The sequence below is a fragment of the Pseudarthrobacter sp. CCNWLW217 genome, assembly GCF_037203985.1.
Taxonomy (GTDB): domain Bacteria; phylum Actinomycetota; class Actinomycetes; order Actinomycetales; family Micrococcaceae; genus Arthrobacter.
In genome coordinates this window covers 189,221-213,536 of record NZ_JBBCBT010000001.1, presented here as the reverse complement: position 1 = coordinate 213,536, position 24,316 = coordinate 189,221, and the positions used below count along the sequence as shown (strand labels likewise).

Below are 24,316 nucleotides of genomic sequence, written 5' to 3'. Positions count from 1 at the left end.
ATTATTTAATCATTCTATTGTCTAATTCAGACATAAGTAAAGGACTGTTGAGGTCTTTGGCGACTTTTCGTGCGCCTTTGACCGCAAGGGCCACAGCCGTCAGCGTGGGATTGCACGCCGTGGACGTAGGGATGACACCATTGCCGGCCACAAAGAGGCCGGGGACGTCCCAGACCTGGCTGTCGGGCGAACACACGCTCCCGCCGTCGTCCGCTGCGCCCATCCGGGTGGTTCCCTGATAGTGCAGCGACGCTCCCGGCGGGAGGACGAACGGACGTTCGTCGAGGGGTTCGCCCACCGCCTTGCCCAGTCGGACAATCTCCTGCTTGGCGCGCTCCAGCACGTCCCGGTCCCGCTCTGTCAGGCGGTAATGGAGGCGCATGGCGGGCATCCCATAGGCGTCCAGGGACGCGTCGTCGAAGGCCACGCGGTCTTCCCTTTGGAGGTCCTTGGCGCAGAACAGCCCCAGTCCCACAATCGAGCCCGGGACAATGGGGTCGTCCTCGGCCACCGGAACAGGTGAGGCGTCCAGCTGCATGATCTGGCCATGGAAGGGCATCTCGTCGGTGTAGGGTACCCAGGCCACGCCGCTTTGCCCTTGGAGCGCACCGGCGGCGCCCGCCAACCCGTTGCCAGCCGTAACATCGCGCAGCCTGCTGGCGAACACCACCTGCGACTGGTCATTGAGGTACCGGCCCAACGCGTCGGGCCGAATTCCCGAAGCCCACAGCAACTGCGGCGTACGCAGCGCATCCGCGCCCACTACCACCACGCGGGCGGCCACGTGGTGGGTTTCGCCTGTGCGCCGGCTCTTGACTTCGATGCCGGCAGCCCTGCCGTCCTCAAGCAGCACGCGCGTCACCAGCGACTCGTCGAAGAGCTCAAAGTTGGGGTTTTCGCGGGTTACGTGGCCAAGGACGACGTCGGCGCCGGACCACACGAGGCGGCCGTCCTGGCGCCGGTGGACGGCGAGGGGCATTGGCTGGACACGAAAGTCCGGTTCCCGCCCCTCGTCCACCGCGGCGGAGAGCCGCTCCAGGACGATCTCCGAGAACGGCGCGCCGTCGAAGGCGTGGGTGGTCACGCCAAGCAGCCGGCCGGCTTCGTCCAGGAGGCTGTCCAGATCCGGGAGGAAATCGATGCGTTCCCTCCCGCCCGGGCGGGGGCATGCCGCGGTCCAGTGTGCGGCCATGCCGCCCACGTTGCTGGACATGGCCGCAACGGGAAGTCCATCTTCGCCCGGAAAGGCGAAGCCTTCCTGCAGGAGGAAAGTTCCCGGCCGGGCGAGCCGGTCACCGCTTTTCACGGCGCCGGGCGAGTTCACCGTCTTCGCACCGGCCCCGGGTCCTTCGGAGGCACGCTGGGCGAAGCTGAGTCGCTCCGCATCCTCGATGTTTTTGACGTGGGCGCCGGGCGGATTGCTGACGGTTGGACCCACTTCGAACATGGCGATGCTGGCGCCCGGCGCTTCCTCACTGAGGATCCGCGCGTAGGCTGACGCCGTCGGGCCGCTGCCGACAATGGCTACGTCGACGGAGCCGGGGTACCTCCTGTGGCTCACGATCCGGCCACCAGTTCCTGGATGTAGCGGACCGACTTTGCCGAGTCGATGGTGGGGTAGTACTCCAGCCCAATGGGGCCGGTGTAGCCACTGGTCCGCAGGTCAGCGAGCCGGGCAGGCCAGTCGATGGATCCGGAACCCGGCTCCCCGCGCCCCGGAGTGTCGGCGATCTGAACGTAGCGGATGAGGTCACCTGCGTTGGCGAGCTCGACGGCGACATCCTCGCCTTCGACGGTGGAGTGGTAGAGGTCGTAGAGTACGCCGAAGTTCGGCGAGTCAACTCCCCGGGCGATGTAGACCGCCTCGGAGGTCCGGTCAAGCAGGGCGCCGGGATGGTCTACCCGGACATTGACGGGTTCGAGAACCAGCGTGATGCCGGACCCTTCGATGTGGGCCACCCCGCGGGTGAAGATCTCGATCAGTTCGTCGAGCTGGTCCTGCCGCTTGCGTCCGCCGAATCCGGTGCCGCTGCCCACCACAATGCGGGGGCAACCGAGCTGCTGGGCGACGGCGACGCCCGCGTCCAGCCCCTCGTAGAAGGGCTCGTGGTTCCGCGGCGGGATCATGAACTGCATGCGGGGCTCGGCGAGCTGGGCGGTGAGCTGGACGCCGGTCTCCTCCAGGGCGGCCTTGAGTGCCGGAATGTCCTTGCCCGTGGGGCCCCACATCTCGACGGCGTCAAAGCCTGCGGCCGCTGCGGCACGGACCCGATCCGCGGCACTTTCGCCCGCTTCGGCGAACAAAAGGTCGATATTCGGCGAAAGTTGGAACATGGGTATCTCCTGGAATCTAGGGGTTTAAGGGTGTAGAAAATCGCCACGAAACGCTTCAAACGATTCGCGGTTACCAGCCGTTGCGTCAGCCCTTCAGGCCGCCGGAGAAGCCTTGGATGAACCTTTTCTGCGCGAAAAGGAACAGCACCAGGATGGGGATCATGGACACGATCACAATCGCGAAGATCGAGTTCCACTCCGAGACCAGCGACCCGATGTAGTAGTACATCGCCACCGGCAGCGTCTGGTTGGCGGAGCCGCCCAGGAAGATCAGCGAAGTGAAGAAGTCATTCCACACGATGAGGCCCGCGAAGATGACCACTGTCCCCGTGGCGGGGGCCATCATGGGAAGCACCACCTTCGAGAAGATCTGCGACCTGCTGGCGCCGTCAATGGTTGCCGCTTCCTCATAGTCGGTACCCAACCCGCGGAAGAAGTTTGAATACAGGAAGATGGACAACGGCAGGAGCATGCCGGTGTACAGGATAATCAAGCCCCACGCCGAGCCGGTGAGGCCCAGGGACCGCGCACCCATGTAAAGCGGCACCGCACCGAGCTGGCCGGGCAGGATGATCGCGATCAGGAAGAGGTAGTACATGCCTTTGCTCCAGCGGCGGGTGCTGCGGGAGATGACGTAGCCGGTGATCGAACCCAGGGCGATCAGCCCGACGATGCTTCCGGCGGTGATGATGATGCTGTTCACGAGGCCCATCACCACGTTGGAGTTGCCCTGGGCCGTCAGGACGGCCACGAAGTTGCTGAAGTCCGGGTTCTTCGGGAGCGCAAGGGGCGAGGTGGTGTACATCTCGCTGTCCGGCTTCAGGGCGGTGGTCACCAGGAAGTAAAACGGGGCGAGGAAGGTCAGCGCCAGGGCCCAGAGGCCAATCTCGCGGAGCAGTGTGAGTTTGGTGTAGCGGAACATTCTTAGTCCTCCGGGTTCGATCGCGTCAGCCGTTGCTGGATGACGGCGAAGAACAGGATGATGGCGGCCAGCACGAGGGCAAGGGCGGCACCGCCGCCGAAGTTGCCGAGCGCAAACGCCTGTTTGTAGACCTGGGTGGCCAGGGTTTCGGTTGCGCCGGCAGGTCCTCCGTTTGTCAGGGCCATGATGGGATCGAAGACCCGCAGCCCCTGGACGATTCCCAATGTTGTGGCAATGGCGATAGCGGGGCGGATGGCCGGCAGCGTGACGTTGGTAAAGCGCTGCCACAGGTTGGCGCCGTCGATGGCGGCTGCCTCCTCGACTTCCACCGGGACGCTGGCAAGTCCGGCCATGAAGATCACCATGGCAAAGCCGGTGGACCCCCAGACGAGCACTACCAGGACTGTCCAGATGGCCCACTCTGGGTCAGCGAGCCATGGCTTGGCGAGGTCGCCGGCGCCGATCGAGGTGAGGAAGACGTTGATGGGGCCGTCGAAGTCGAAGATGTACTTCCAGACGTAGGCAGTGGCCAGCGGGCTGAGCACCACGGGCATAAAGAAGAGGGTGCGGAGAATATACCGTGTCTTCAGCATTCGGTTGAGGCCGAGGGCGATAACAAGACCGCCGACGTTGCCGAGGAAGACCGACCCAAAGGCCAGAAACAGCGTGTTCGTCAGGGCGCCGAGTTTGGTGGGGTCCTTGAAGATGGCCTCGAAGTTCTGCCAGCCCACAATTTTGAACGAGCCGATGCCTGTCCAGTTGGTGAATGCGAAGAAGCCGCCGATACCCGTTGCCACGTAGTGGATGGCGATAACCAGGACAATCCCGGGCAACGCCCACCACCAATGTCCCAACTGCAGGCCCGCGCCCCGGGGACGGGTCTTCCCGCCCGTCCCCGGAACGCGCCTGCCTCGCAGGGGTGCTTTAGCTGCTTCGCTTTTCGGTTGCATCGTCGCAGTCATGGTAATCCTTGCTTGTCCCTTTGAGTGGTCGGAACTTTGGTGATCTGAAACTGTCACTGTCCCCAGGCTGCGTCCATGGCCTGAAGTACCTGGTCAGCGTTCTTCTGTCCGGTGATCAGACCCTGGACGCCGGTTGCGAGGGCGTCATAGACGGCGGAGTTGGGCCACTGGCTGTTCGGCAGCGGGCCGTAATTTCCGTCCTTGATGAGATCGCCGACGTTCTCGTAGGCACCTGCGCTGAAATCGTAGTTGTCCAGGCCGGTGACAGGCAGGGCACCGTCGATTTCCGCGAAGGCCTTGGTCTGCTCAGGCTCGGCAGCCCAGTCGAGGAACGCCTGGGCGGCATCCTTGTTCTTGGACGCTGCGTTGATGGAGAACGCGTAGTTCGCGCTGGCGTAAACGAAGCCCTTGTCCGAGCCGTTCTCCGCCGGGAGCGCGCGCACAGCGAAATCCGAGTCGGCGGCCGCGGTCTTCAACTGCTTCCAGCTGGGGCCCGGGATAAAGCCGGCAACCGATGTTCCACTGGCAAGGCCCTTGGTGATCGCGTCGAACCCGGCACCTGCAGCGCCCTTCTGGAAGCAGCCCGCATCATTGAGCTTGGTGACCGCCTCAAGGGAGGCTTTCCAGCCATCAGACCCAGCGAAGGTGGTTTCCTTGGCCGCCCGCTTTTCGTTCCACTTCGGGTCCTCGGCGTAGACGCGGGACGCTGCCAGGGACATTGCCATCAGGCCGGTGTTTGGAGCAGCGGAGCCAGCGAGTGCGATGAACGACTTGCCGGCGGATGCGAGCGACCTGCATTCGTCCTCGAGGGCCGCGAAGTCTGACGGGAAGTCAGAAATGCCAGCTGCTTTGGCGGCTGTTTCGTTGGCCACCAATCCAACCACCGTGATTTCCGGTGCTTGGCCGTAGACTTTTCCATCCGTGCCGAAGAGGGCTTCGCTGCCCTCGGGCACGAGTGCCTTTGCGGCATCATCCAGTGGCTCCAGGAATCCGGCCTGAACCAGCGGCAGGATGCTGCGGCCGGTGCCCGAACCGGGAGAAGTCACTACAACGTCGGATGCATTGCCGGCTTGGAGCTGGGTCCGCAGGGTCTGGTCGTAGGAATCGTTCGGCTGCGGGTTGAAGGTGATCTTCACGTCCGGGTGGGTTTCCATGTACTTCTCGCCCAGCGTCTGGAACGGGCTCTCGATGGTGTTAGAGGTGGCAAAGGAGAGGGAAAACTCCTGGGCTCCCGCCGTGGCAGTGTTGCCTCCGGTGGAACCGGAACATCCGGTAAGGATGAGGGCTGCGGCTGTGGGGACGGCGAGGGCGCCGACCTTCAGGCCCGAAAAGCGACTGTGCTGTGTCATGTCCAGCCTTTCTGACTTCGTTGTCGAAAATCCGGGAGCCGTGACCCCGGTCACTCATCAGTATGCAGGAGATGTGCCGAAAAAGCACATAAGTCTTTGCTATACGGGACATAAGTTCCGCCGAGGCGCGCATATCGGCAGGGAAGGAGCGGGGGCGCGCCAAGTCGTGCCGCGGGCTTCCCTCAGGCGCATCAAGAACAATGATGGAATTTCCTATGGATATCGACCGCACTGATAGACTGGCCTGACTGAATTCCTCTTCGAAGGATCGCCGCGCCGTGACAAATTCCGCCCTTCTTTCCCGGCTGGACCTCAACCTGCTCATTTCGCTGGATGCCCTGATTACTGAGCGCAGCGTCACGAGGGCGGCCGAGCGGCTTCACCTCAGCCAGCCGGCCCTCAGCGCCTCGCTCGCACGGCTCCGTTCCCACTTCGGCGACCCCATCCTGGCCCGCCGCGGCAATGCCTACGAACTCACACCCTTTGCGCTGCGCCTGGCCGAACACACCACAACCGCGCTTGAGGCCGCCCGCCGTGTGTTCGAGAGCCAGGCCACGTGGGAGCCCACCGAGTCCGAACGCGAGTTCTCCATCTACGGCTCGGACTACGGCTTCACCACCATCGGCCGCGTCGCATCCGAACTGGCTGCCGAGCGGGCCCCCGGCGTCCGGTTCAGGTACATGCTCCACAACCCAATGGTGGTCGAAGACGCCGCCAACCGCCTGCGCTCAGTGGACGGTATGGTGCTGCCCCACGGGTTCCTCACCGGACTCCCCTACCTGGACCTTTGGAGGGACGGCTGGGTGGCTGTCGTTTCCACGTCCAACGAGGCCGTCGGCGATCAGGTCACCATGGAAAACGTGGCAGAACTTCCCTGGGTCATGTCCTACCAGTCACGCTCGGCATTCACCTCGGCCGAACGCCAGATCCAGCAGCTGGGCATAGAACCCCGGGTTGAAGTGGTGGTGGAGAGCTTCCTCTCATTGCCCCACTTCGTCGTCGGAACACAGCGGATCGGACTCATCCAGGCGGCACTTGCTCCCTTCGCCCTTCAACTGGGCGGAATAAGGGTACTGCCGCTGCCCTTTGATGCGACCCCGTTGGTCAACGCCCTGTGGTGGCACCCCGTGCACAACCGGGATTCGGAACATGAGTGGATGCGTAGCCTCTTTGAAGAGGCGGCCGGCATCGTGGCTGCCGCCGCAGCAAAAAACGTGCCTTAAAACACTGATGCCCGGCTGGATTTCACCAGCCGGGCATCAGCCTTCCACCGGGCCATTACCGGCCAGGCGGGGCACTTAGGCACTCATGAGCGCAGCCCGCATGCTGCTGCGGATGAGGTCGTGCTGCTTCCGCACCAGCAGCAGCGGATCCACTTCACCAAGCTCGGCGAAGGCATGCCCTTCCCACTCGCTGGACCAGAAGCCCCGGTAGCCCCCTTCGACAAATACGCGGACCAGTTCCGGGTAGTCAATCGCGGGCTCATTGCCCTGCTCGTCAATGTCGTAGAACTTCGCGTGGACATGCATGATCTGGGGCATGATGTCCGCCCACTCCTTCGGGCTGACATGGCCATGCATATTGAAGGCCAAATGGGCGAAGGAACCAAGGCGGGCAGGATCAAAGTCCCGTCCGCGGAGATAACCGATGAAATCCTCCTGCCGCGCGCGCATCGGCGCGTCGGTGGCCCAGATCGCCTGTAGCGTTTGGACGGCTTCGTGGTCCAGGCCGGCCCGGCGGACAGCACGCAGGAGCGTGGGGGACATGCTGTGCATGGTGGAGGAGAAGTCAGCCACGAAGCCCAGGAGCGGGGAGTCGAGGTCGGCGTAGACATCGCGGACTTTCATGATCTCCGGCGAGTTGGGCCCCAGCGGCGCATGGATCTCATAGGCAAGCTTGAGCTCAAGGTCCTCGGCGAGCGGCAGGAGCCGTCGGAGCAGCTCAGGCTTGGCGCTCTGGATGCGAACCAGGGGGAAGCCCAACCTCTTGGCGCCGTGGAACAGCGTTTGGGTGAACTCGTATTCCTCATCCGGGGTCATGTCACGGTCGCGGCGGCGGCCCATGTCCAGGTTGGCGCCGAAAGAACTGGCCACGAAGCCATGCTTGTCGAAGGCCGCCTGCCACGAGCGGGCGAAGTCATCTGTCACCTTGGGATACGTGGGCAGGACCTGGGAGGCCACGATTTCGATCCCGGGACCGATGCCCAGCTCAGCCACACGGTTGAGCAGGCCGTCGAAGTCATACCAGCCGGCCCGGAATTCCGCGCTTGCCGAGTAGAGCGTGAGTCCCAGCGAGAAGGGATCATCCTCGGCTTTTGGTGGAGCCGGCGTGAGGGATGTCGTGAGTTCGGGCGCAGGCGCTGCGCTGTCCGTCACAGTGAGCTCCAGGGTCTGGTTGACGAAGTTCGGGACGTATATGCCGGGACCACCGTCCTGGCCCGGTGCAATCTGCATGTAGGGCAGCCGCAGTTCCCCCATGAGTTGAATCTGGTGCCGCTCACCAAGGGACAGCGGGGTGTCCCTCGGTGCGATGAGCAGCGGATGCTCCTGGAGGTACCAGAGCGTGTCGCTTTGGGCCGGCAGGTCCGCCAGCGCATAGCGGACGCCTCCAAGTTCCAGGGAAAGCTCCTCGGAAGGAACTTCCTGGCCATCGACCATGAGCCGGAGCGAGGACACCGAGGAGAGCCAGAGGCTGCGGTACCACGGGATGGTCAGTGCCAGGGCGAAGCCTTCGGGGTGCGTGCGCAGGCTGGAATCGTCAAGAAGTCCGTTTGGCATGGTTTCTCTCTTTGCTGGTGGAGAGGTCGGGTGAGGTGGGTCAGGCAAGTTCGCCGGCGATGCGCCGGATCAGGGCATGTTGGCGGCGAACCTGCTCGATGGAGCGCCAAGGTGTGCGTTCGCCTTCGTATTCGCTGGAGAGGTAGCCGGTGTAGCCGGCGTCCTTGAGGCTCTGGAGGACGGGCCGCCAGGGGATCTGCTGGTCTTCGAGCTGGTCGTTAATGTCGTGGAATTTGGCTTGGATGAACACAACGTAGGGGGCGATGCCGGCGAAGTCGGCCGGATCCACACCGATACCGTCCAGGAAGGGCGGCCGAGTTTCGCGGGTCTCGCCCTCCCGCAGGGGAATCGGGCGGTCCTGGAAGATACCGGTGTCGATGAGCAGGCCAAAGTTCTTGGTGCCGGTCCGCTCGATGAGGCCGATGTAGTCCTCCACCACGGGGTGCCTGATGGGCGTCGGTGAGTGGATCTCGGGGCAAATGATGACTCCCAGCTCATGCGCCAGGTCAAGGGAGCGTTCCACGGATTCAGTCCAGATCGGGTCGGGCACCAAATCGCTGGAGACGACGCCGATCTTGGGACGCACGAAGCCGAAACCCAACCGGTGGGCGAGCCGCAGGTCCCGCTGCAGCGCCTCGGCGCCCTCGGCAACAGTCATGGCCCTCCCCGGGTGCAGCCGGGTGTCAATCCAGGAACCGTAGTTCGTGGGCTCCAGGGAGTACTTTTCCAGGAGGCTGAACCAGTTGTCGATCCAGGCCGCAGAAGGCTCCGGGTACTGGGGAACGTGCCCCTCACCGAGGATTTCGACGCCGGTGGCGCCCACGTCCGCGACTGCTGCGAGCGCCGTTTCCAGGTCCATGACCGTTCCGTAATCGCCCATGAAGCTGTAGAGCGAGACGCCGTAGCGGAAAGTGCCGTCGCCGATTTCAGGCGAGAGCGTCACCTTACGGCTGGTGCGGTGCACTGTGGGCTGGTGCTCGAGGGGAATGTAGGACATGCGCAGGCGCAGTTCGATGGATAGCTCATGGATGCCCTGCGGGAGGCCGCCCTCCAGGGGGACAGTGACCACTGCGGCCTCCTCCAGCGGCCAGCGGACGCCGTCGCTTCCCCAGAGTTGGTGCAGAGTGTAGGTCCGCTCCCCGAAGGTCCAGAGCGGAACGTCCGGTCCGACGTCGATGATGTCGCCCACACGAACCGCAACCCCGTCAATAAGGGAGGCGGCCATGCCCCGGTAGGACGGCATGCGGAGCCGGAACTGAAAACCGGTAACACGTCCGTCCTCGGTGACATTGCGGAATCCGACGGACTGGATGAGGTCTCGCTCGAGAAGCATCATTGCTCACTCTCTGTAGGGGCAAAATCCAGCGTAACAGCATTCTGTCACTTTCACACCTAAGTTTGTTGAGATTCTACTAAACCCGCTAACCGGGAAGGACCGCCGACCAGCCGCCGTCCACCATCAGGTTGGCGCCCGTCACGTACGACGCTTCGTCGGAGGCAAGGAACAGTGCGCATCTGGCGACCTCCTCCGGCGAACCGATCCGGCCCAACGGGATGCTGCCGGCGATAGTGCGCATGGGGTGGTCCGGGGCGAGGAGGTTGCCTTCGGTGGCCGCAGTGCGGATCATTCCGGGACTGACGGCATTTACCCGCAGCCCGTGCGGAGCCCCTTCGGCCGCCAGTTGCTTTGTCATCGCCACCACGGCTCCCTTGGTGGCCGTGTGGGCAAGCCGGCCATTGGTCATGGACCCGGTGACACCTGCTGTGGATCCCACCAGCACGATGGCGGCATCAGGCGTCTGGATCAGTTGGGGCCAGAAGTATTTGACCGGCAGGAACACCACATCCATCTCATGCTCCACATTCCACTTCCAGTCGGCGAACGTGAGCTGATCCAGCGGGGCGAAGCGGGTGACTGCAGCGTTGGCATACAGGATATGGACCTGTCCGTGGGTTGCTGCCACGTCCTGCGCCCAGGAAGCGACGGCGGCCTCGTCCGTGAGGTCCACGCGGCTGCTGCTCATCCGGCCACCCGATGCGGTGACCGCCGCAACCGTGGCAGCGGCGCCGTCGTCGTCCATATCGCAGCCGACCACGTAAGCTCCCGCCTCGGCAAAGGCCAGCGCCGCGGCCCTGCCCTGGCCGCTGGCCGTTCCGGTGATGACGGCGGTCTTGCCAGCGAGGCGGAGTTGGGGAACAGGCACGGAGGTCCTTCCGGAAGGGCGTTTCTGTCGAGTTTCGCAGGGACGCTCCTTCCGAGGAACGGCAGATCGGTTCTACGTGGTATTTGCCCCGCGGATAGTCAGAAACAGATGCGGTGTATCTGCCAGACAAATGCCAGATATCAGTAAACGCCTCTTCACCAAATACATGAGCTGGTTCACAGTGGTTACAGGACCTGCACCAAACCGACCGCAGCCAGCAACCCAGAAGGACTTCAACGTGGAAACTCCCCTCTCCCATCTTGCCCACCTCGAGATCACCAGCCCCGACGTCGAAGCGTCAGCCCGGTTCTACGAGGAAAAGTTCGGCATGCGCATCATTGACCGCGTGGACGGCAACGTCTACCTGCGCTGCTGGGGCGACTACTACCGCTACAGCCTTGTCATTACCGAAGGCCCTGAAGCATCCCTGGGCCGGATGGCCTGGCGGACAAACTCCCAGGCGGCCCTCGAGGCTGCGGCCCAGCGCGTCGAAGCGACAGGCGTGCAGGGCGCCTGGACCGCCGGCGGCCACGGCTACGGCAAGGCCTACGAATTCACCGGCCCCTACGGCCACCGGATGCGCCTCTTCTATGACGTGGAGAAGTTCGTCGCCGAGCCCGGCTTCGAATCCACTTACCCCGACCGCCCCGAGCGCCGCAGCAGCCACGCCGCAGCACCCCGCTTCCTGGACCATGTGACCGTGGCTAGCTCCGATGTGCGGGGCTTCGCCAAGTGGTACAACGAGGCCCTGGGCTTTCGCGTCATGGCGTTCGTTGACTTGGACGAAGCACCAATCACTGTGTTCTCGGTACTGACCACGAACGAAAAGTCCCATGACCTCGGCGTAGTCCTGGACACCTCCAGCCGCGCCGGCCGCGTCAACCACATCGCCTTCTGGGTAGATGCCACCGAGGACCTGCTCCGGACCGCGGACGTCATGATGGAAAACGGCACCCCGATGGAATACGGCCCCTCCATCCACGGCGTGGGCGAGCAAAACTTCCTTTACTTCCGCGATCCCTCGGGCCTCCGGGTGGAGCTCAACTCCGGCGGCTACCGCAACTACGTCCCGGACTGGGAAGCCAACACCTGGAAGCCGTCCCTGGGCTCCAACAACTTCTACAAGAACGGCGCCATGCCGCACTCCATGACCGAGTCCTTCCCTCCGGCCGAAGGCTTCACCGCCACCGAAGAAGGGGCATCCCCGGAGATGAAGGAAGCGCTCCTGAACCCGTATGCCAAGCAGGGACGGGGCTAAAGGAATATGCCTGAAGCGACATATTCCCTCATCCGGTTCCAGGAATCCGGTGACAGCAAGGCCCGCGTCGGCCTGCTGGTGGGCGGCCGGGTCCTGCCGCTTGACGGCGACATCAACTCCCTGATCGAGCACTGGGACACCACCGAAGACCACTTGGACACCCTTGCCGCATCGGCAGGCGGGGACACCGGCCTGGCAGCCGCCGACGTCGAAATCCTTGCCCCGGTGGAACCCGTCCAGGTGCTTCAGACCGGAGCCAACTACCGCAAGCACGTGATCGACCTGGCAGCCGCGCACCGCGAACCGGGCCAGGACGAGGAGGAAGTGCGCGCCAAAACCGCCGCCATGATGGACAAGCGCGCGGGCCAGGGCACGCCGTACTTCTTCATCGGACTGCCGACGGCGATCGCGTCCGCCACTGACGACCTCACCCTGCCCTCCTACTCCACATCCCACGACTGGGAGCTCGAACTGGCAGCGGTCATCGGCAAGACGGCGTTCCGGGTCACCCCGGAGGAGGCACTGGACTACGTCTTCGGCTACACCATGGTCAACGACATCACCACCCGCGAGTACGTCTTCCGCAAAGACATGCCCGCGATCGGCTCAGACTGGTACCGCGCCAAGAACGCCCCCGGTTTCCTTCCCACCGGACCCCTGCTGGTGCCCGCCAAGTTCTTCGGCGACCCACAGGACGTCCAGGTCACGCTGAAGCTCAACGGCAAGCCGATGCAGGACGAATCCACCTCAGACATGATCTTTGGGGTGGCCAAGCTGGTCAGCGAGGCCTCCCAGATCATGCCGCTACGCCCGGGCGACCTGGTCCTCACCGGAAGCCCCGCCGGCAACGGCCAGCACTGGGGCCGGCTGCTCCAGGACGGCGACGTCATGGAAGGCACCATCACCGGCCTGGGCACCCAGCTGATCCACTGCAAGGACGAGGTCCAGTGACTTCGCAGCACACCGCTCAGGCGGACAAAACGGGCACCGGGGAATCAAACGATTCCCCGGTGATCCGGCGTGAAGACCCGCTGGGCAGCATTCGCGCCATGGCCGCAGCCCACAACAACTGGGGCCGCTGGGGTGCCGACGACGTGCTGGGAACACTGAACTTCATTGATGCCGCCAAGCGGATTGAAGCTGCGGCCCTCGTCACAAGCGGTGAAGCGTTTTCGCTGTCCCAGCCGTTCGACACCAACGGCCCGCAGAAGGGCTGGCGGCGCCGCACCAACCCCGTCCACACCATGACGGACACTGGAGTGGACGCTGAACGCGGCAACCAGGGATTCCCGCACGGTTTCGGCGGCGCGGACGACGTCATCGCCATGCCGTTGCAGTGCTCCACGCAGTGGGACGGGCTGGGCCACATTTTCGACCAGGGCAAGGCCTGGAACGGCCGGGCCGCCGGCGACGTGGTCACCTCTGAGGGCGACCTGGTGACCGGCATCGAAACCGCGGCGGCCAAAATCGTCACGCGCGGCGTCCTGCTCGACGTCGGCCGGGCCCTCGGGCCGGAGCTCGGAAGGAACGACGGCGAACTGCCGGACGGTTTCGCCATCACCCCGGAACACCTCGAGCGGACCATTGAACTGCAGGGACGCAGCTCGAAGGTGGGCCGCGGCGACATCGTGGTGATCCGCACCGGGCAGCACACCAGGGTGCGCCGCGACGGCTGGGGCGACTACGCCGGCGGGTCTGCCCCGGGCCTGTCCTTCAGCACCGCGCCGTGGCTGCACCGCAGCGAAATCGCCGGAATCGCCACCGACACCTGGGGCTTCGAAGTCCGTCCGAACGAGTTTGATGGTGCTTTCCAGCCACTCCACCAGATCGCCATCCCCAACCTGGGGCTGTTCCTGGGTGAAATGTGGGACCCGGACGGCCTTGCGGAAGCATGCGCATCGGATGGCAGGTACGACTTCCTGCTCACCGCCGCGCCGCTCCCCATCACCGGCGCCGTGGGCTCCCCAGTCAACCCGATCGCCGTCCGGTAAACACAGTCCGGTAGCTTTCAGTTAACAGCAGCAAACAAACACCAGCAGTAACGCCGTCAACACAAAGGAGTCAGCGATGGCAGCAGTACAGAACGTCGGAATCGTCGGAGCGGGAGCCGCGGGACTGACCGCCGCCATCCTGCTGGCCGACGCGGGAATCCACGTCGAAATCCTCGAGAAGGCCGAAACCCCGCAGACCGTCGGCTCGGGAATCACGCTGCAGGGGAACGCCCTGCGGATCTTCCGCCAGCTCGGTGTTTGGGAGCAGATCGAGGCAAAGGGCTACCCGTTCAGCACCCTCGGCCTGCGCGCCCCGGACCCCGCCGGCACCGTCATCGCCGTACTGGAGGACATCCGTACTGGCGGCGACGACCTTCCGGCCACCCTGGGGATGTACCGCCCCGACCTCACAGCCATCCTCCGCGAACGGGCCGAGCAGGCCGGTGCCCGCATCAGCTACGGCAAAACCGTCACAGGGATAACGGACGACGGCGGCTCCGTCACCGTGAGCACCGCCGACGGCGACACCGCCACTTACGACCTCCTGATTGGTGCCGACGGCCTGCACTCTGCCGTCCGCAAAGCCATTGGCATCGACGTCGAGCCCCAGCCCACCGGCATGGGCATCTGGCGCGCCTTCGTTGAGCGGCCCGCGGACGTGGTCCGCACCGACCTGACCTACGGCGGCCCCTGCTTCATCGCCGGTTATTGCCCTACAGGTCCGGACACCATCTACGCCTACCTGGTGGAGAAAGCCCAGGAGCGCAAGCACGAGGACGGCCCTCGCATCATGACCGAACTCGCCGCAGCGTACGGCGGCCCCTGGAACGAGATCCGCGCCAATCTGGACCACAGCGCCCGCATCAACTACACGTGGTTCACCACCCATCTGGTGGACGGCCGTTGGAACCGTGGCCGCACCGTCATCATCGGCGATGCCGCGCACAGCTGCCCACCGACGGTGGCGCAGGGCGCAGCCATGGCTTTGGAGGACGCGGCCGTCCTGGCTGAACTGCTCATCAATGCCGAGGACGTCACCGAAACTCTCTGGAAGGAGTTCACCGACCGCCGTCTGGAACGTGCCAAAGCAGTGGTCAACGCCTCCGTCCAGCTGGGCCAGTGGATGCTCGACGGCGTCCGCGACGCCGATGTGCCCGGCCTCATGCACTCCTTGTCCACCATGCTGAAGGAACCCGCATGAGCGCGCATCCCGTTAGTGATCCGGCCCGCACCGTTGACGTCCACGCCCACATCCTCCTCCCGGCCCTGCAACAGCTGGTTGCCGAAGCCGACCCCGGCGGCTTCGGCGCCCAACAGGCCCTGGAAGTGCGGCGCAACGGACCCGAATCCCTGGCCGCTTCGGGCCGGATGATCAAGGAACGCTGGCCGCAGCTGACCGATCTGGACCGCCGGTTGGCGGACATGGACAGTCAGGGTGTGGACGTCCAGCTCGTCTCACCGTCGCCGTCGCACTTCTACTACTTCGCCGGCGTCGAACTGTCCCTGCAGGTAGTCAGGCAAGCCAACCAAGCCGTCCGTGAGTTCGTGGACCGCGCCCCGGAACGGCTCAACGGCCTGGGTCTGGTCCCGCTGCAGCATCCTGCACTGATGGTCGAAGCGCTGGAGCACGCAGTCCTGGAATGCGGTCTGCTCGGCGTCGAGGTCGGCTCGTTCGCCGCCACCCCGCACGATCCGGACCGCAGCACCGTTGAACTGTCCGATCCACGGCTGGAACCGTTCTGGAGCCGGGCCGAAGAGCTCGGCGCCCTTGTCTTCCTGCATCCTTTCGGTTGCTCGCTGGATGAACGGCTGGACCGCTACTACCTCGCCAACACCGTCTCGCAGCCAGCCGAAAATGCGGTGGCGCTCTCCCACCTGATCTTCAGCGGCGTCCTGGACCGCCACCCGGACCTGAAAGTGCTGGCCGCGCACGGCGGCGGCTACCTTCCCACCAGCCTTGGCCGGTCCGACCACGCCTGGAAGGTCCGGCCGGAAGCGCACGGCTGCGCCCACCCGCCGTCGTGGTATCTGAAGAAGTTGTATTTCGACTCCCTGGTCCACAGCGCGGCCGAACTCCGGGCACTGGTTGCGGCCGCAGGGCCGGAGCAGGTGCTGCTGGGCTCGGACTATCCGTTCGATATGGGCTCCGACAGCCCGGCGGCCGAAGTGCGTGCGGCGACCCTGTCCGCGGCCGACGCAGCCAAGGTGCTGGCTGGAAACGCCGCCGCGCTGGGCATCACGCCCGCCTCAGTCTTCACCGCCCATCCCTCAGCCTAAGGAACACGCGAATGGTCAAGATCGCACGCTGGAACCACGACGGCGGGACGCAGTCCGGCTTCGTCGATGACGGACACTGCTACGCACTGCCCGCAGGCCAGGGCGTCAACACCCTGCTCGAAGCCGGGCTGGCCGAAACCCTGGCCCGTGCCAAGGAAACCATCGCTTCCGCCGCACCTCTCCCACTGGCCGACGTGCAACTGGTCGCCCCCTTGGTCCCCGCCACCATCCGGGACTTTGTGGCGTTCGAGGAACACGTCGAAGGCGTTCGGAAGAGCATCGACGGCGTGGCCGGCGTTCTGCCCGAATGGTACGAGGCACCCACGTTCTACTTCACGAATCCGCACACGGTGACGGGCCCCGGCGAGGTGATCGGTATTCCGGCGGGCTGTGAGGAGCTGGACTTTGAAACGGAGGTGGCCGCCGTCGTCGGACGTGTTCCCGGCAGCGATGGCCGGAACCTGACGGCGGAAGGGGCACACGAGCACATCTTCGGCTACACCATCCTCAACGACTGGTCCGCACGCGACCTGCAGCGCCGCGAGATGAAAGTCAGCCTCGGCCCGTGCAAGGGCAAGGACTTCGCCAACACGCTGGGGCCCTGGATTGTCACCGCGGACGAGTTCGAGGACCGGCACGACGCCGAGGGATTCCTGCCCATCTCCATGGCCGTGGAAGTAAACGGCGAAACCATCGGGCAGGACCTGCTCTCCAACATGGGTTGGCCGTTCGCCGAACTCGTTGCCTACGCCTCCCAGGATTCCGTGGTGCGGCCAGGGGATGTCCTGGGATCCGGAACGTGCGGCAGCGGCTGCCTCGCCGAGCTCTGGGGGCGGAACGGCGCGAAGACTCCCCCGCCGCTGAAGACCGGCGACGTTGTCCGCATGACGATCGAAGGAATCGGCAGCATCGAGAACACCGTAGGCCCACGGCGTGAAGCTGTGACCCGCATTCCGGCCCGTCCCCGCCCACGCAACCGGGTTGCCTCTGCGGCTACGTCCGGGATTTAGCGTGCTATCCCTTCAGCTTGAGGGGCGGACGGTGGTTGTCACCGGCGCCGGGCAGGGCCAGGGTGCTGCCGAGGCCCGGTTGCTGGCGGAAGCCGGGGCGCTGGTCATCGCCACCGACCTCGCGGCGGAGATGCCGGCTGAGCTGGCCTTGCCTCCAGCCTCGGCGGGCGCGTTGCTGTACCGGCAACTCGACGTGTCCAATGCCTCGCATTGGGTCGGCCTCGCTGACTGGATCCGGTCCGAGGGGCGGCAGGTGGACGGACTGGTCAACAACGCCGGGATCACCCAGCGGAGCAGGCTGCTCGATGTCTTGGTGGCTGACCTGCAGCGGGTCTATGAAGTGAACGTCGCCGGAGCCCTACTCGGAATCCAGGCCCTCACGCCTCTGATGGCCAGCGGCTCTGCGATTGTGAACGTGGGCTCCGTCGCAGGCCTGACGGCGCATTATCCGGTGGCGTACACCGCCAGCAAGTGGGCCCTGCGGGGACTGTCCCAAGTGGCGGCCATGGAACTTGGCCCGCGCGGCATCAGGGTAAACACCGTCCACCCGGGTTTCATCGAAACGCCCATGACGGCGAGCGCCAAGCCGGAATTCAAGCAGGCCACGCTGGCCGAGACCCCGTTGGGCCGGACTGGAAGCGTGGAGGAGGTAGCCGGCGTCGTGCTGTTTCTCCTGAGCCCGTTGTCCTCCTACGTGACGGGCGCAGAGATTCCGGTGGACGGCGGCCAGTCTGGCCACGGTGGCGCCAAGTCAGTCTCGGACGCGATGCGCTGACCCGTCCCCTAATCCCAACTAGGTAGCAGCAGATGTCGTTATGAGCGCCGAAAACGACATCAACTGCTACCTAGTTGGGATGGTGATGGGCACCGGGTGGGCCGTGACCGGGAAGAGTTCGTGCAGCCTGGAGCACGCGCGCTGGACCACCGAGCGCAGCCAGACGCTGGCCGGGTCCTCCGTTTGGGACGGATGCCAGTACATGGCTTCCACCAGGGAAGCTTCGGACCCCTCCGAGAACTCCAGCACCACGATCTCGGCCCCGCGCTGCGCCCTGGCTGCCAGCATGCGTGGAACCACCGCCACCAAATCAGTTCCCTCGACCAGCAACGGCAGGGACAGGAAACCTGCCACTACTGCGGCTACCCGGCGCTGCATCCCGCTTGATTCGAACAGCTTGTCGGCAGGAGTGCTGATTCCCTCCCCAAAATAGCCGACGGCGTGGGGAACCGTCACCAGGTCCGCCAGGGTCAGCCGGGGCTGGCGGAGCAGCGGGTTATCGGTATCAGCCACGGCAACGAAGCTGTCGCGGAACAACTGCTTGCTGGCGCCCTGCATGTGGTACCCCGTCGGCCCCACGAGCAAGTCGATTTTCGAATAGTCAGCCATCTGGCCCTGGAACCTGGAACCGGCAGTAGGGACGAAATCCACTGACACGGAGGGGGCCTCCTCCCGCAGGATGCCCCGCAGCGGCCCAACGATCAGCGCCGCCGCGTAGTCCGAGGCGGCAATGATGAACTCCCGCTCGCTGGTGGCGGGATCGAAACCGGACCGGACGCGCGTGGCCCGCTGGATGTGGAGCATGGCTTCATCAACCAGCGGGACCAGGGAATGCGCGAAGGGCGTGAGATCGTACGTGCGGCCGTTCCGGACCAGGAGTTCGTCGTCGAAATGCCGCCGGAGCCTGGCCATGGCCGCGCTGGTGGCCGGTTGGCTCAGCTGGAGCCGCTCTGCGGCACGGGAAACGTTCTTCAGCTCCAGCAGGACCTGCAGCTGGGGCAACAGGTTCAGGTCCAGGTTCTTCATACCCATAGGTTATCCACACATGGACCAGAGTCCTTTAGAGGTTGACGGGCACCGTCCGCGGACCCCGGATCAGGACCGCCAGCAGCGCCACCGCACACGCGATTCCCAGTGCCCCCAACGCGAAGCCCAGACTGCCCAGTGCTGCGGCGGCTACTCCGAGGACGATGGGCGTCAGGAACTGGCCGATGAACAGCGTCCCCGTCCAGATGCCTGTCCCCCGGCCACGCTGCTGGAATTCGAGGCCATTCACGGCCCACGTGAGCAGGGTTGGCAACAGCACACCCGTTCCAGCGCTGGCGATGACTGCCCCTGCGATCGCCAGTGGCACGTTGCCCGCCACCGAGACCAGGGAGAGCCCGACGGCGGCCAGCCCGAACGCGAGTGCCAGCAGGTTCCGTGTGCCCAGCTTTGCCAGGTAGCGGAAGGAGATGGCTCCTGCGGCGGTAGCGAGGGACGCGATGGCTGCCGCCAGTCCGATAAGGGCGGCATCGCCCACACCCAGCCCGGTAATGACGTACGGCAAGTGCACGATGAGTGCGTAGAAAACGACTCCGCCGAAGAGCGTCACCGCGGCCGGGGCACCGATCTGCCGCCACGGCACCGGCGTTTTGGCCGCCGTCGTGCGCTGGCTCTTGGCCGGCTCCCAGAGCTTGAAGACCATGGGGATGACGATGACTGCGCTGACAGCGTAGAGCCAGAACGGCGTCCGCCAGCCGATGCTGCCCAAGGCGCCGCCGAGAGCGAAGAAGGCGGTGGCCGCGAGCGCGCTGACCATGGTCTGAAGCCCAAGGTATTTGTTCCGCTGCTCGCCTGAGTAGTAGTCCGTGATGAGGGTGGTGCAGCAGGTCATGATGGCGGCTTCAGCGATGCCGACGCCGACCCGCGACACGGCAATGGATTCCAGGGTGGTCAGCCAAAGCGGTGCTGTGCCGAAGGCGGCATAGGCGAGCATGGCGAAGACCAGCAGTTGCTTCCGCCCCACGCGATCGGCCACATAGCCGGCCAGGGGCGAGAAGAGCGCCACGAACAGTGCTGGCAGGGTCAGGGTGAGCGGCACCAAAATGGCAACGCCAGGGGTGTCCGCGAACGCCTGGTTCAGGGTGGGGAGGATGGGTGCAAGCAGTACGGCCCCCAGCACCGGCATGCAACTGCCGGCAACCAGGAGGGTCGCCTGGAGTCGTCCGGCCGTCCGCGACGGCGCGGGACCGGGCGTTTCGTTCCTGGTTTCGGTGCCCTTGAGCTGAGTATTCTCCATTGAATTTTCCTTAGCCTCTTGGTGGTCACTAAGGGACGGCGCTGATATGGGCGCCAAGTGACTTCCCTCACTCTGGCAAGGCTTGGGCTATCGGGGAATCAAGCATTTGAGATAGCTGGTATCCATGGGACGGATGTCTGACTCGGCTGCCCAGCCCCCTCGGGCACCCGGGGCTACTCCCCCGGGACGGCGTTCAGTTCCGCACGTGTCGGCGGGTTGGCGCCGGGCCGCGACACGGTGACCGCGGCCGCGCGGGAGGCGTGGGCCAGGAGGTCTGCCAACCCCTCGGCCGGAAGCTCACGCAGGTCCTTCCGGTTCTGCGCACCGTCCAGGCCACGGTCCACGATCCCGGACAGCAGCGCCGCCATAAAGGAGTCGCCGGCGCCAACGGTGTCTGCCACCACTACTTCGGGCGCGGGATACACCGCTTCGCCAGCCGCCGTGATGCCCCAGGGGCCCGCAGCGCCGCGGGTGACCACCACCATCGCCGGCCCCTCCGTACCGCCGAGGGTCAGCCAGCGGCGGGCTGAGTCCAGCGGGTCAACCCCGGGATAGAGCCACTCCAGGTCCTCGTCAGAGGCCTTGACCACATCCGCCAGGCCGGCGAACTTCTCCGCTTGGTTCCGTGCGTAATCCACGTCGGTGATGATGCTGGGCCGGCAGTTGGGATCGAAACTGATGGTGGCGCGCGGGTGTGCGTATTCGACGGCGGCGAGCACCGCGCTCGCGCCCGGCGCCAGCATCGTGGCGATGGATCCAGTGTGCAGCAGGGTGGTGCCCTGCAGCATAAAAGCGAGGCGGTCCGCCAGCCCTGGGAGTTCCCACGTGAGGTCGAAAGTGTAGGTGGCGGCGCCGTCGTCGTCTATCAGGGCGGTGGCCACACTGGTGGGGAGGTCGTCCGGTCCCTGCGGCAGCATCACTGAACTGGCGCGAAGGTGCGCAGCGACGGAATCACCATATGCGTCGCGGCCATAGCGGCCGATGAACTGGACCGGGTGGTCCAGGCGGGCGAGCCCTACCGCTACATTGAGGGGGCTGCCGCCCACGTGGGCTTCGATTCCGGAGGCGCGCTGGACAACGTCAACAAGGCCCTCGCCGATTACAGTGAGCATGGGTCATACTCTGCCAGAGAAGCTGGTCCCGGACACCCGCCATCATCCATCCCGGCCACCATTACGGGCTGCTTTGCGGCGGCGCCGGAGTGCTGAGGCGGGGGTCCAGGGCTTCTGAGGTTTGTTCTGTGAAACCAACCGTGGGCGTGGTCCTCAAGGCGTTCACAGCCCTATCTGCGATAACTTGGGCTTCAGTTCCGGAATCCAGGATCGTATTCCGAACTGATTCGGAATCGACCATCACGGCCGTAACGGGAAGCCCATCCGAAGCCTGGGTGGTCAACAGAGCGTCCACTTGAGCCTCGAAGCAGGAGTCGCTTGACGTGGAGTGAACGTCCATCGCCACCACGTGGTTGTTGGAGACGAAGTTGCCCGACCCGGCCAGCAGCCGGATGATGACAGGCATCGCTCCTACTGGCCGGATGCTCTCTGAGTCGATGATCTGGGAGAAGTGGTTGCCGATCACGGAGTTGTTGCTGCCGCTGACACAGAGAAGTCCGTTGAGGTCGTTCAGTCCGTTGTCCACTCCCAGGAACGGCGTCCAGGGCTCATGGTCACGCAAGAAGTGATTCGTGGCCACGAGGTTTTCCGAACTGTCGGCTTCGAGAATCACCATCCCTGGGTAGAACGAGTGCAAACGGTTGTTGGAGACGCTTGAACGCGTGACGCCGCTGAGATGGACGCTGCTCGCACCACGGGGGAAGACGTTGTTCGCGGTTATCAGGAGCCCGCCATGGTTCTCTGCGTAGATCGAATAGCCTTTAGGGCCTGCTCCCACCAGGTTGTCGGTGATCTTTGATGCCTGTCCCCACCCCCGCAGTTCGATGCAGCTTCCACACTCAGCGATGAAGTTGTCGTGAATGGATAGGGCGTCCGCCTTGTAGATGGTGAGGGCGTTCTCAAGATAGACGAACCCCATGCCATTGACGCGGAATGAGTCATTGGCGCTCGCCACATAAATACCGGTCTTGCCGTTGACGTAGGTGTTCTCCGAAGGCATTCCCGAGCCATCCGAGGTGAAGTGCAACCCGTCGATGCAGAAGTTGGAGAACTCGACCGAACTGATTCGCGGGCTCCCGCTTCGCTCAACGTAGAAGGCGGCTCCTTTGGATTCCCCCCGCCCTTCTCCCAGGGGAATGTCGACAATAACGCGACTGCCTCCTGGCCACAGCTCATGCAAGTTGGGCCATTCGTCTTCGGGAACGTTGAACCGGATGCTTGAGGACGTAAAGCCGTGTCCCGAGCCCTGGATTCGAAGGAAGCTGACGTCGATCACCACCTGCGTACGGAGGTGGTAGTCCCCCGGCGGAATGTAGATCACCGCGCCCGGCTTTCCTCCGCTGTTCGCATCGGTGACGTTCTGCCGGTCCTTGATATCGGCGATGATGCTGTTGATTACTTTACCGACGTCCTCGGACGGATTGCCGACCGGCCACGTCGTCACGTCGTAGTAGTTGTTGCTTGACATAGGTTCTTCCCCTAGGTGAGTGTCGAGACCGCGAGTTTCAGTATTGTTGCTGAGCCGCCCTCAGCCGATATCCAGTTCTCCGAGTTTTCGGTTTCAGGGAAGATGAGGTCAGTCACGACCACCCTGCCGCCCTGTGCGAAGACTTCCACCGAGCAATGGTCGACGACGATCTGCAGCTTAAGCACGCCGTCATCAAGTACCAGCGGGGCTGATGCCACGGATGGAAACTTTCCGTGGAATCCTGTGTTGCCTGACTGTCTGCGGTCAAGGATGAGCTGGGCGCTGGTCGTGTCGTAGCTGAGGAGGGTGCCCTGGCTCCCGTCACGGCTTCCGAAGAGTCGGAAAGCAAAACGTTCGGCGCTCCCTGGCTGTATCTCCGCCTCGATGATTTGGGCGCTACCAGGCACCGCATCCGGCAACCGGAGGGCCGAATTCCGCAGCTCAAAGGCGTCTGCGGTCATTTGGTCCTTGGCAGCAGGCCGCTCGTCTCCTGCACCCGGGCCGGCCAGGACCGGGCGCTGGATCAGGCAGGCAGAGCCGTTGACTCCTGTGAGGCGCACTTCGCGGGCAAGGGTCATCGAGGACCGCCAGGGGGCGGTGGGCAGCTCGTTGGCGTAGTCCCAGTTGTTCATCCAACCGATGATGATGCGCCTGCCTTCCGGGGCGTTGCTGAAGGATACGGAGGCGTAGCAGTCGCGCCCCCAGTCCAGCCATTGGCATTGCCGCAGGGCGGCAGCAGCCGCCTCAGGGTCGGCGATGGCGGACACCCCGGCGGGCGCCGCGAGTGAACCGGCGTCCGGAACGAAGCGGACGCCGTCGAAATGGCCGACGAAGTACTGGCCGCCGGAACCTCCTGCTACTCCGCCGGGGTTGATGTTTACAATCAGGACCCATTTGATGTTCTCCGGGTCCCCATCCACCGCCAGGGGAAAAAGATCGGGGCACTCCCATTCCCCGGCGTCGGCGTTGGCCGGCCCGAAATCGCTCAGGAAGTCCCAGGACTTGAGGTCTTCCGAACGGTAGAAGACCACCTTTTGGTGCTGCGCTTCGACGGCGACCATGATCCAGCAGGCACCTTCGTCCCCGTCATAGCGGAAGACTTTGGGATCGCGGAAGTGCGCGGAGTCTCTGGTGAGGACTGGGTTGCCTTCGTATTTTCGCCACGTCATTCCTGCGTCTGTGCTGTAAGCCAGGGACTGCGCCTGCGTGCCGCTGTGTTCAGATGCGGCTTTGTAGGCACTGGTGTAAATGGCTACGAGGGCAGGTTCGTCGGCCGTGCTGAAACCAGACGTGTTGCCGTAGTCGACTACCACACTGCCAGAGTAGATGTCCTCTGCCTCGTCGCAGGCAATGGCAACAGGGTGTTCGGTCCAGTGCAGCAAATCACGGGAGGTGGCGTGGCCCCAGGACATGTTTCCCCAGACGTTCCCGTACGGGTTGTTCTGGAAGAAGAGGTGGTACAGGCCCTCGTAGAAAACCAGGCCATTGGGGTCGTTCAGCCAGGTATCCCTTGCCGTGAAGTGGATGGCAGGCCGGAACCTCGAGGTTCCGGCAGGGGTTGTTTCCGGGCGTGCGGCATCAAGGGCACTGGTCATG

At 64.4% G+C, this 24,316-nt stretch carries 21 protein-coding genes; 8 read left to right on the top strand and 13 right to left on the bottom strand.

The window, feature by feature from the left end:
* Nucleotide 1: 1 nt before the first annotated feature.
* From V9L18_RS00985 to V9L18_RS00965, 5 genes are all read right to left on the bottom strand, one after another.
* The gene (locus V9L18_RS00985) at nt 2–1,561 is read right to left on the bottom strand and encodes a GMC family oxidoreductase (protein WP_337345305.1); all 1,560 of its coding nucleotides are present in this window, start codon (nt 1,559–1,561) and stop codon (nt 2–4) included.
* Nucleotides 1,558–2,334 (bottom strand): TIM barrel protein, encoded by a 777-nt coding sequence (locus V9L18_RS00980; RefSeq protein ID WP_337345304.1) that lies wholly within the window; start codon nt 2,332–2,334, stop codon nt 1,558–1,560. The genes V9L18_RS00985 and V9L18_RS00980 overlap by 4 nt, the downstream gene beginning before the upstream one ends.
* An 85-nt stretch (nt 2,335–2,419) precedes the next feature.
* On the bottom strand, nt 2,420–3,256 hold the full coding sequence (locus tag V9L18_RS00975) for a carbohydrate ABC transporter permease (protein ID WP_337345303.1): 837 nt from the start codon (nt 3,254–3,256) through the stop codon (nt 2,420–2,422).
* A 2-nt stretch (nt 3,257–3,258) separates the two neighbouring features.
* Nucleotides 3,259–4,218 carry a carbohydrate ABC transporter permease gene (locus V9L18_RS00970; RefSeq protein ID WP_337345302.1) on the bottom strand — a complete coding sequence of 320 codons (960 nt, stop codon included), beginning with the start codon at nt 4,216–4,218 and terminating at the stop codon, nt 3,259–3,261.
* A 53-nt stretch (nt 4,219–4,271) separates the two neighbouring features.
* Nucleotides 4,272–5,567: an ABC transporter substrate-binding protein gene (locus V9L18_RS00965; RefSeq protein WP_337345301.1), complete on the bottom strand. Its 1,296-nt coding sequence runs from the start codon at nt 5,565–5,567 to the stop codon at nt 4,272–4,274.
* Between the two features lie 278 nt (nt 5,568–5,845).
* On the opposite strand from V9L18_RS00965, the gene V9L18_RS00960 reads away from it, so the two are divergent.
* Nucleotides 5,846–6,790: a LysR family transcriptional regulator gene (locus V9L18_RS00960; RefSeq protein WP_337345300.1), complete on the top strand. Its 945-nt coding sequence runs from the start codon at nt 5,846–5,848 to the stop codon at nt 6,788–6,790.
* A gap of 75 nt (nt 6,791–6,865) precedes the next feature.
* On the opposite strand, the gene V9L18_RS00955 is transcribed toward V9L18_RS00960, so the two are convergent.
* The 3 genes from V9L18_RS00955 to V9L18_RS00945 form a co-directional block, all read right to left on the bottom strand.
* A complete protein-coding gene (locus V9L18_RS00955; protein ID WP_337345299.1) occupies nt 6,866–8,344 on the bottom strand; it encodes a C-glycoside deglycosidase beta subunit domain-containing protein in 1,479 nt (492 codons plus the stop codon).
* Nucleotides 8,345–8,384: 40 nt separating this feature from the next.
* A complete protein-coding gene (locus V9L18_RS00950) occupies nt 8,385–9,677 on the bottom strand; it encodes a C-glycoside deglycosidase beta subunit domain-containing protein (protein WP_337345611.1) in 1,293 nt (430 codons plus the stop codon).
* A gap of 88 nt (nt 9,678–9,765) precedes the next feature.
* Entirely contained in the window at nt 9,766–10,548 is a 783-nt protein-coding gene (locus V9L18_RS00945) for an SDR family NAD(P)-dependent oxidoreductase (protein ID WP_337345298.1), read from the bottom strand.
* A gap of 238 nt (nt 10,549–10,786) precedes the next feature.
* Between V9L18_RS00945 and V9L18_RS00940 the strand changes: the two genes are divergently transcribed.
* From V9L18_RS00940 to V9L18_RS00910, 7 genes are all read left to right on the top strand, one after another.
* The gene (locus V9L18_RS00940) at nt 10,787–11,806 is read left to right on the top strand and encodes a VOC family protein (RefSeq protein WP_337345297.1); all 1,020 of its coding nucleotides are present in this window, start codon (nt 10,787–10,789) and stop codon (nt 11,804–11,806) included.
* A gap of 6 nt (nt 11,807–11,812) precedes the next feature.
* A complete protein-coding gene (locus V9L18_RS00935) occupies nt 11,813–12,757 on the top strand; it encodes a fumarylacetoacetate hydrolase family protein (protein ID WP_337345296.1) in 945 nt (314 codons plus the stop codon).
* Nucleotides 12,754–13,797, top strand: coding sequence for a cyclase family protein (locus V9L18_RS00930; RefSeq protein WP_337345295.1), 1,044 nt, complete (start codon nt 12,754–12,756; stop codon nt 13,795–13,797). Before V9L18_RS00935 ends, V9L18_RS00930 begins: the two co-directional genes overlap by 4 nt.
* A gap of 76 nt (nt 13,798–13,873) precedes the next feature.
* The gene (locus V9L18_RS00925; protein WP_337345294.1) at nt 13,874–14,998 is read left to right on the top strand and encodes an FAD-dependent oxidoreductase; all 1,125 of its coding nucleotides are present in this window, start codon (nt 13,874–13,876) and stop codon (nt 14,996–14,998) included.
* The gene (locus tag V9L18_RS00920; protein WP_337345293.1) at nt 14,995–16,074 is read left to right on the top strand and encodes an amidohydrolase family protein; all 1,080 of its coding nucleotides are present in this window, start codon (nt 14,995–14,997) and stop codon (nt 16,072–16,074) included. Before V9L18_RS00925 ends, V9L18_RS00920 begins: the two co-directional genes overlap by 4 nt.
* Before the next feature lie 11 nt (nt 16,075–16,085).
* A complete protein-coding gene (locus V9L18_RS00915; protein WP_337345292.1) occupies nt 16,086–17,084 on the top strand; it encodes a fumarylacetoacetate hydrolase family protein in 999 nt (332 codons plus the stop codon).
* Nucleotide 17,085: 1 nt separating this feature from the next.
* Nucleotides 17,086–17,859 (top strand): SDR family NAD(P)-dependent oxidoreductase, encoded by a 774-nt coding sequence (locus V9L18_RS00910; protein ID WP_337345291.1) that lies wholly within the window; start codon nt 17,086–17,088, stop codon nt 17,857–17,859.
* Between the two features lie 66 nt (nt 17,860–17,925).
* On the opposite strand, the gene V9L18_RS00905 is transcribed toward V9L18_RS00910, so the two are convergent.
* The 5 genes from V9L18_RS00905 to V9L18_RS00885 form a co-directional block, all read right to left on the bottom strand.
* Complete coding sequence (locus V9L18_RS00905; protein ID WP_337345290.1) at nt 17,926–18,885, bottom strand: LysR family transcriptional regulator; 960 nt, start codon at nt 18,883–18,885, stop codon at nt 17,926–17,928.
* Between the two features lie 34 nt (nt 18,886–18,919).
* Nucleotides 18,920–20,140: an MFS transporter gene (locus V9L18_RS00900; protein WP_337345289.1), complete on the bottom strand. Its 1,221-nt coding sequence runs from the start codon at nt 20,138–20,140 to the stop codon at nt 18,920–18,922.
* Between the two features lie 173 nt (nt 20,141–20,313).
* Entirely contained in the window at nt 20,314–21,252 is a 939-nt protein-coding gene (locus V9L18_RS00895; protein WP_337345288.1) for a carbohydrate kinase family protein, read from the bottom strand.
* Nucleotides 21,253–21,313: 61 nt separating this feature from the next.
* Nucleotides 21,314–22,720 carry a NosD domain-containing protein gene (locus V9L18_RS00890; protein ID WP_337345287.1) on the bottom strand — a complete coding sequence of 469 codons (1,407 nt, stop codon included), beginning with the start codon at nt 22,718–22,720 and terminating at the stop codon, nt 21,314–21,316.
* 11 nt (nt 22,721–22,731) lie between these two features.
* Nucleotides 22,732–24,315: a glycoside hydrolase family 32 protein gene (locus V9L18_RS00885; RefSeq protein WP_337345286.1), complete on the bottom strand. Its 1,584-nt coding sequence runs from the start codon at nt 24,313–24,315 to the stop codon at nt 22,732–22,734.
* Nucleotide 24,316 lies beyond the last annotated feature (1 nt).

Excerpts from the sequence above, each read along its gene's own strand:
- V9L18_RS00900 (WP_337345289.1), bottom strand. The coding sequence starts at position 20,140 with ATGGAGAATACTCAGCTCAAGGGCACCGAAACCAGGAACGAAACGCCC.
- V9L18_RS00890 (WP_337345287.1), bottom strand. The coding sequence starts at position 22,720 with ATGTCAAGCAACAACTACTACGACGTGACGACGTGGCCGGTCGGCAAT.
- V9L18_RS00935 (WP_337345296.1), top strand. The coding sequence starts at position 11,813 with ATGCCTGAAGCGACATATTCCCTCATCCGGTTCCAGGAATCCGGTGAC.
- V9L18_RS00950 (WP_337345611.1), bottom strand. The coding sequence starts at position 9,677 with ATGCTTCTCGAGCGAGACCTCATCCAGTCCGTCGGATTCCGCAATGTC.
- V9L18_RS00975 (WP_337345303.1), bottom strand. The coding sequence starts at position 3,256 with ATGTTCCGCTACACCAAACTCACACTGCTCCGCGAGATTGGCCTCTGG.
- V9L18_RS00955 (WP_337345299.1), bottom strand. The coding sequence starts at position 8,344 with ATGCCAAACGGACTTCTTGACGATTCCAGCCTGCGCACGCACCCCGAA.
- V9L18_RS00895 (WP_337345288.1), bottom strand. The coding sequence starts at position 21,252 with ATGCTCACTGTAATCGGCGAGGGCCTTGTTGACGTTGTCCAGCGCGCC.
- V9L18_RS00925 (WP_337345294.1), top strand. The coding sequence starts at position 13,874 with ATGGCAGCAGTACAGAACGTCGGAATCGTCGGAGCGGGAGCCGCGGGA.
- V9L18_RS00965 (WP_337345301.1), bottom strand. The coding sequence starts at position 5,567 with ATGACACAGCACAGTCGCTTTTCGGGCCTGAAGGTCGGCGCCCTCGCC.
- V9L18_RS00920 (WP_337345293.1), top strand. The coding sequence starts at position 14,995 with ATGAGCGCGCATCCCGTTAGTGATCCGGCCCGCACCGTTGACGTCCAC.
- V9L18_RS00905 (WP_337345290.1), bottom strand. The coding sequence starts at position 18,885 with ATGAAGAACCTGGACCTGAACCTGTTGCCCCAGCTGCAGGTCCTGCTG.
- V9L18_RS00885 (WP_337345286.1), bottom strand. The coding sequence starts at position 24,315 with ATGACCAGTGCCCTTGATGCCGCACGCCCGGAAACAACCCCTGCCGGA.
- V9L18_RS00915 (WP_337345292.1), top strand. The coding sequence starts at position 16,086 with ATGGTCAAGATCGCACGCTGGAACCACGACGGCGGGACGCAGTCCGGC.
- V9L18_RS00970 (WP_337345302.1), bottom strand. The coding sequence starts at position 4,218 with ATGACTGCGACGATGCAACCGAAAAGCGAAGCAGCTAAAGCACCCCTG.
- V9L18_RS00980 (WP_337345304.1), bottom strand. The coding sequence starts at position 2,334 with ATGTTCCAACTTTCGCCGAATATCGACCTTTTGTTCGCCGAAGCGGGC.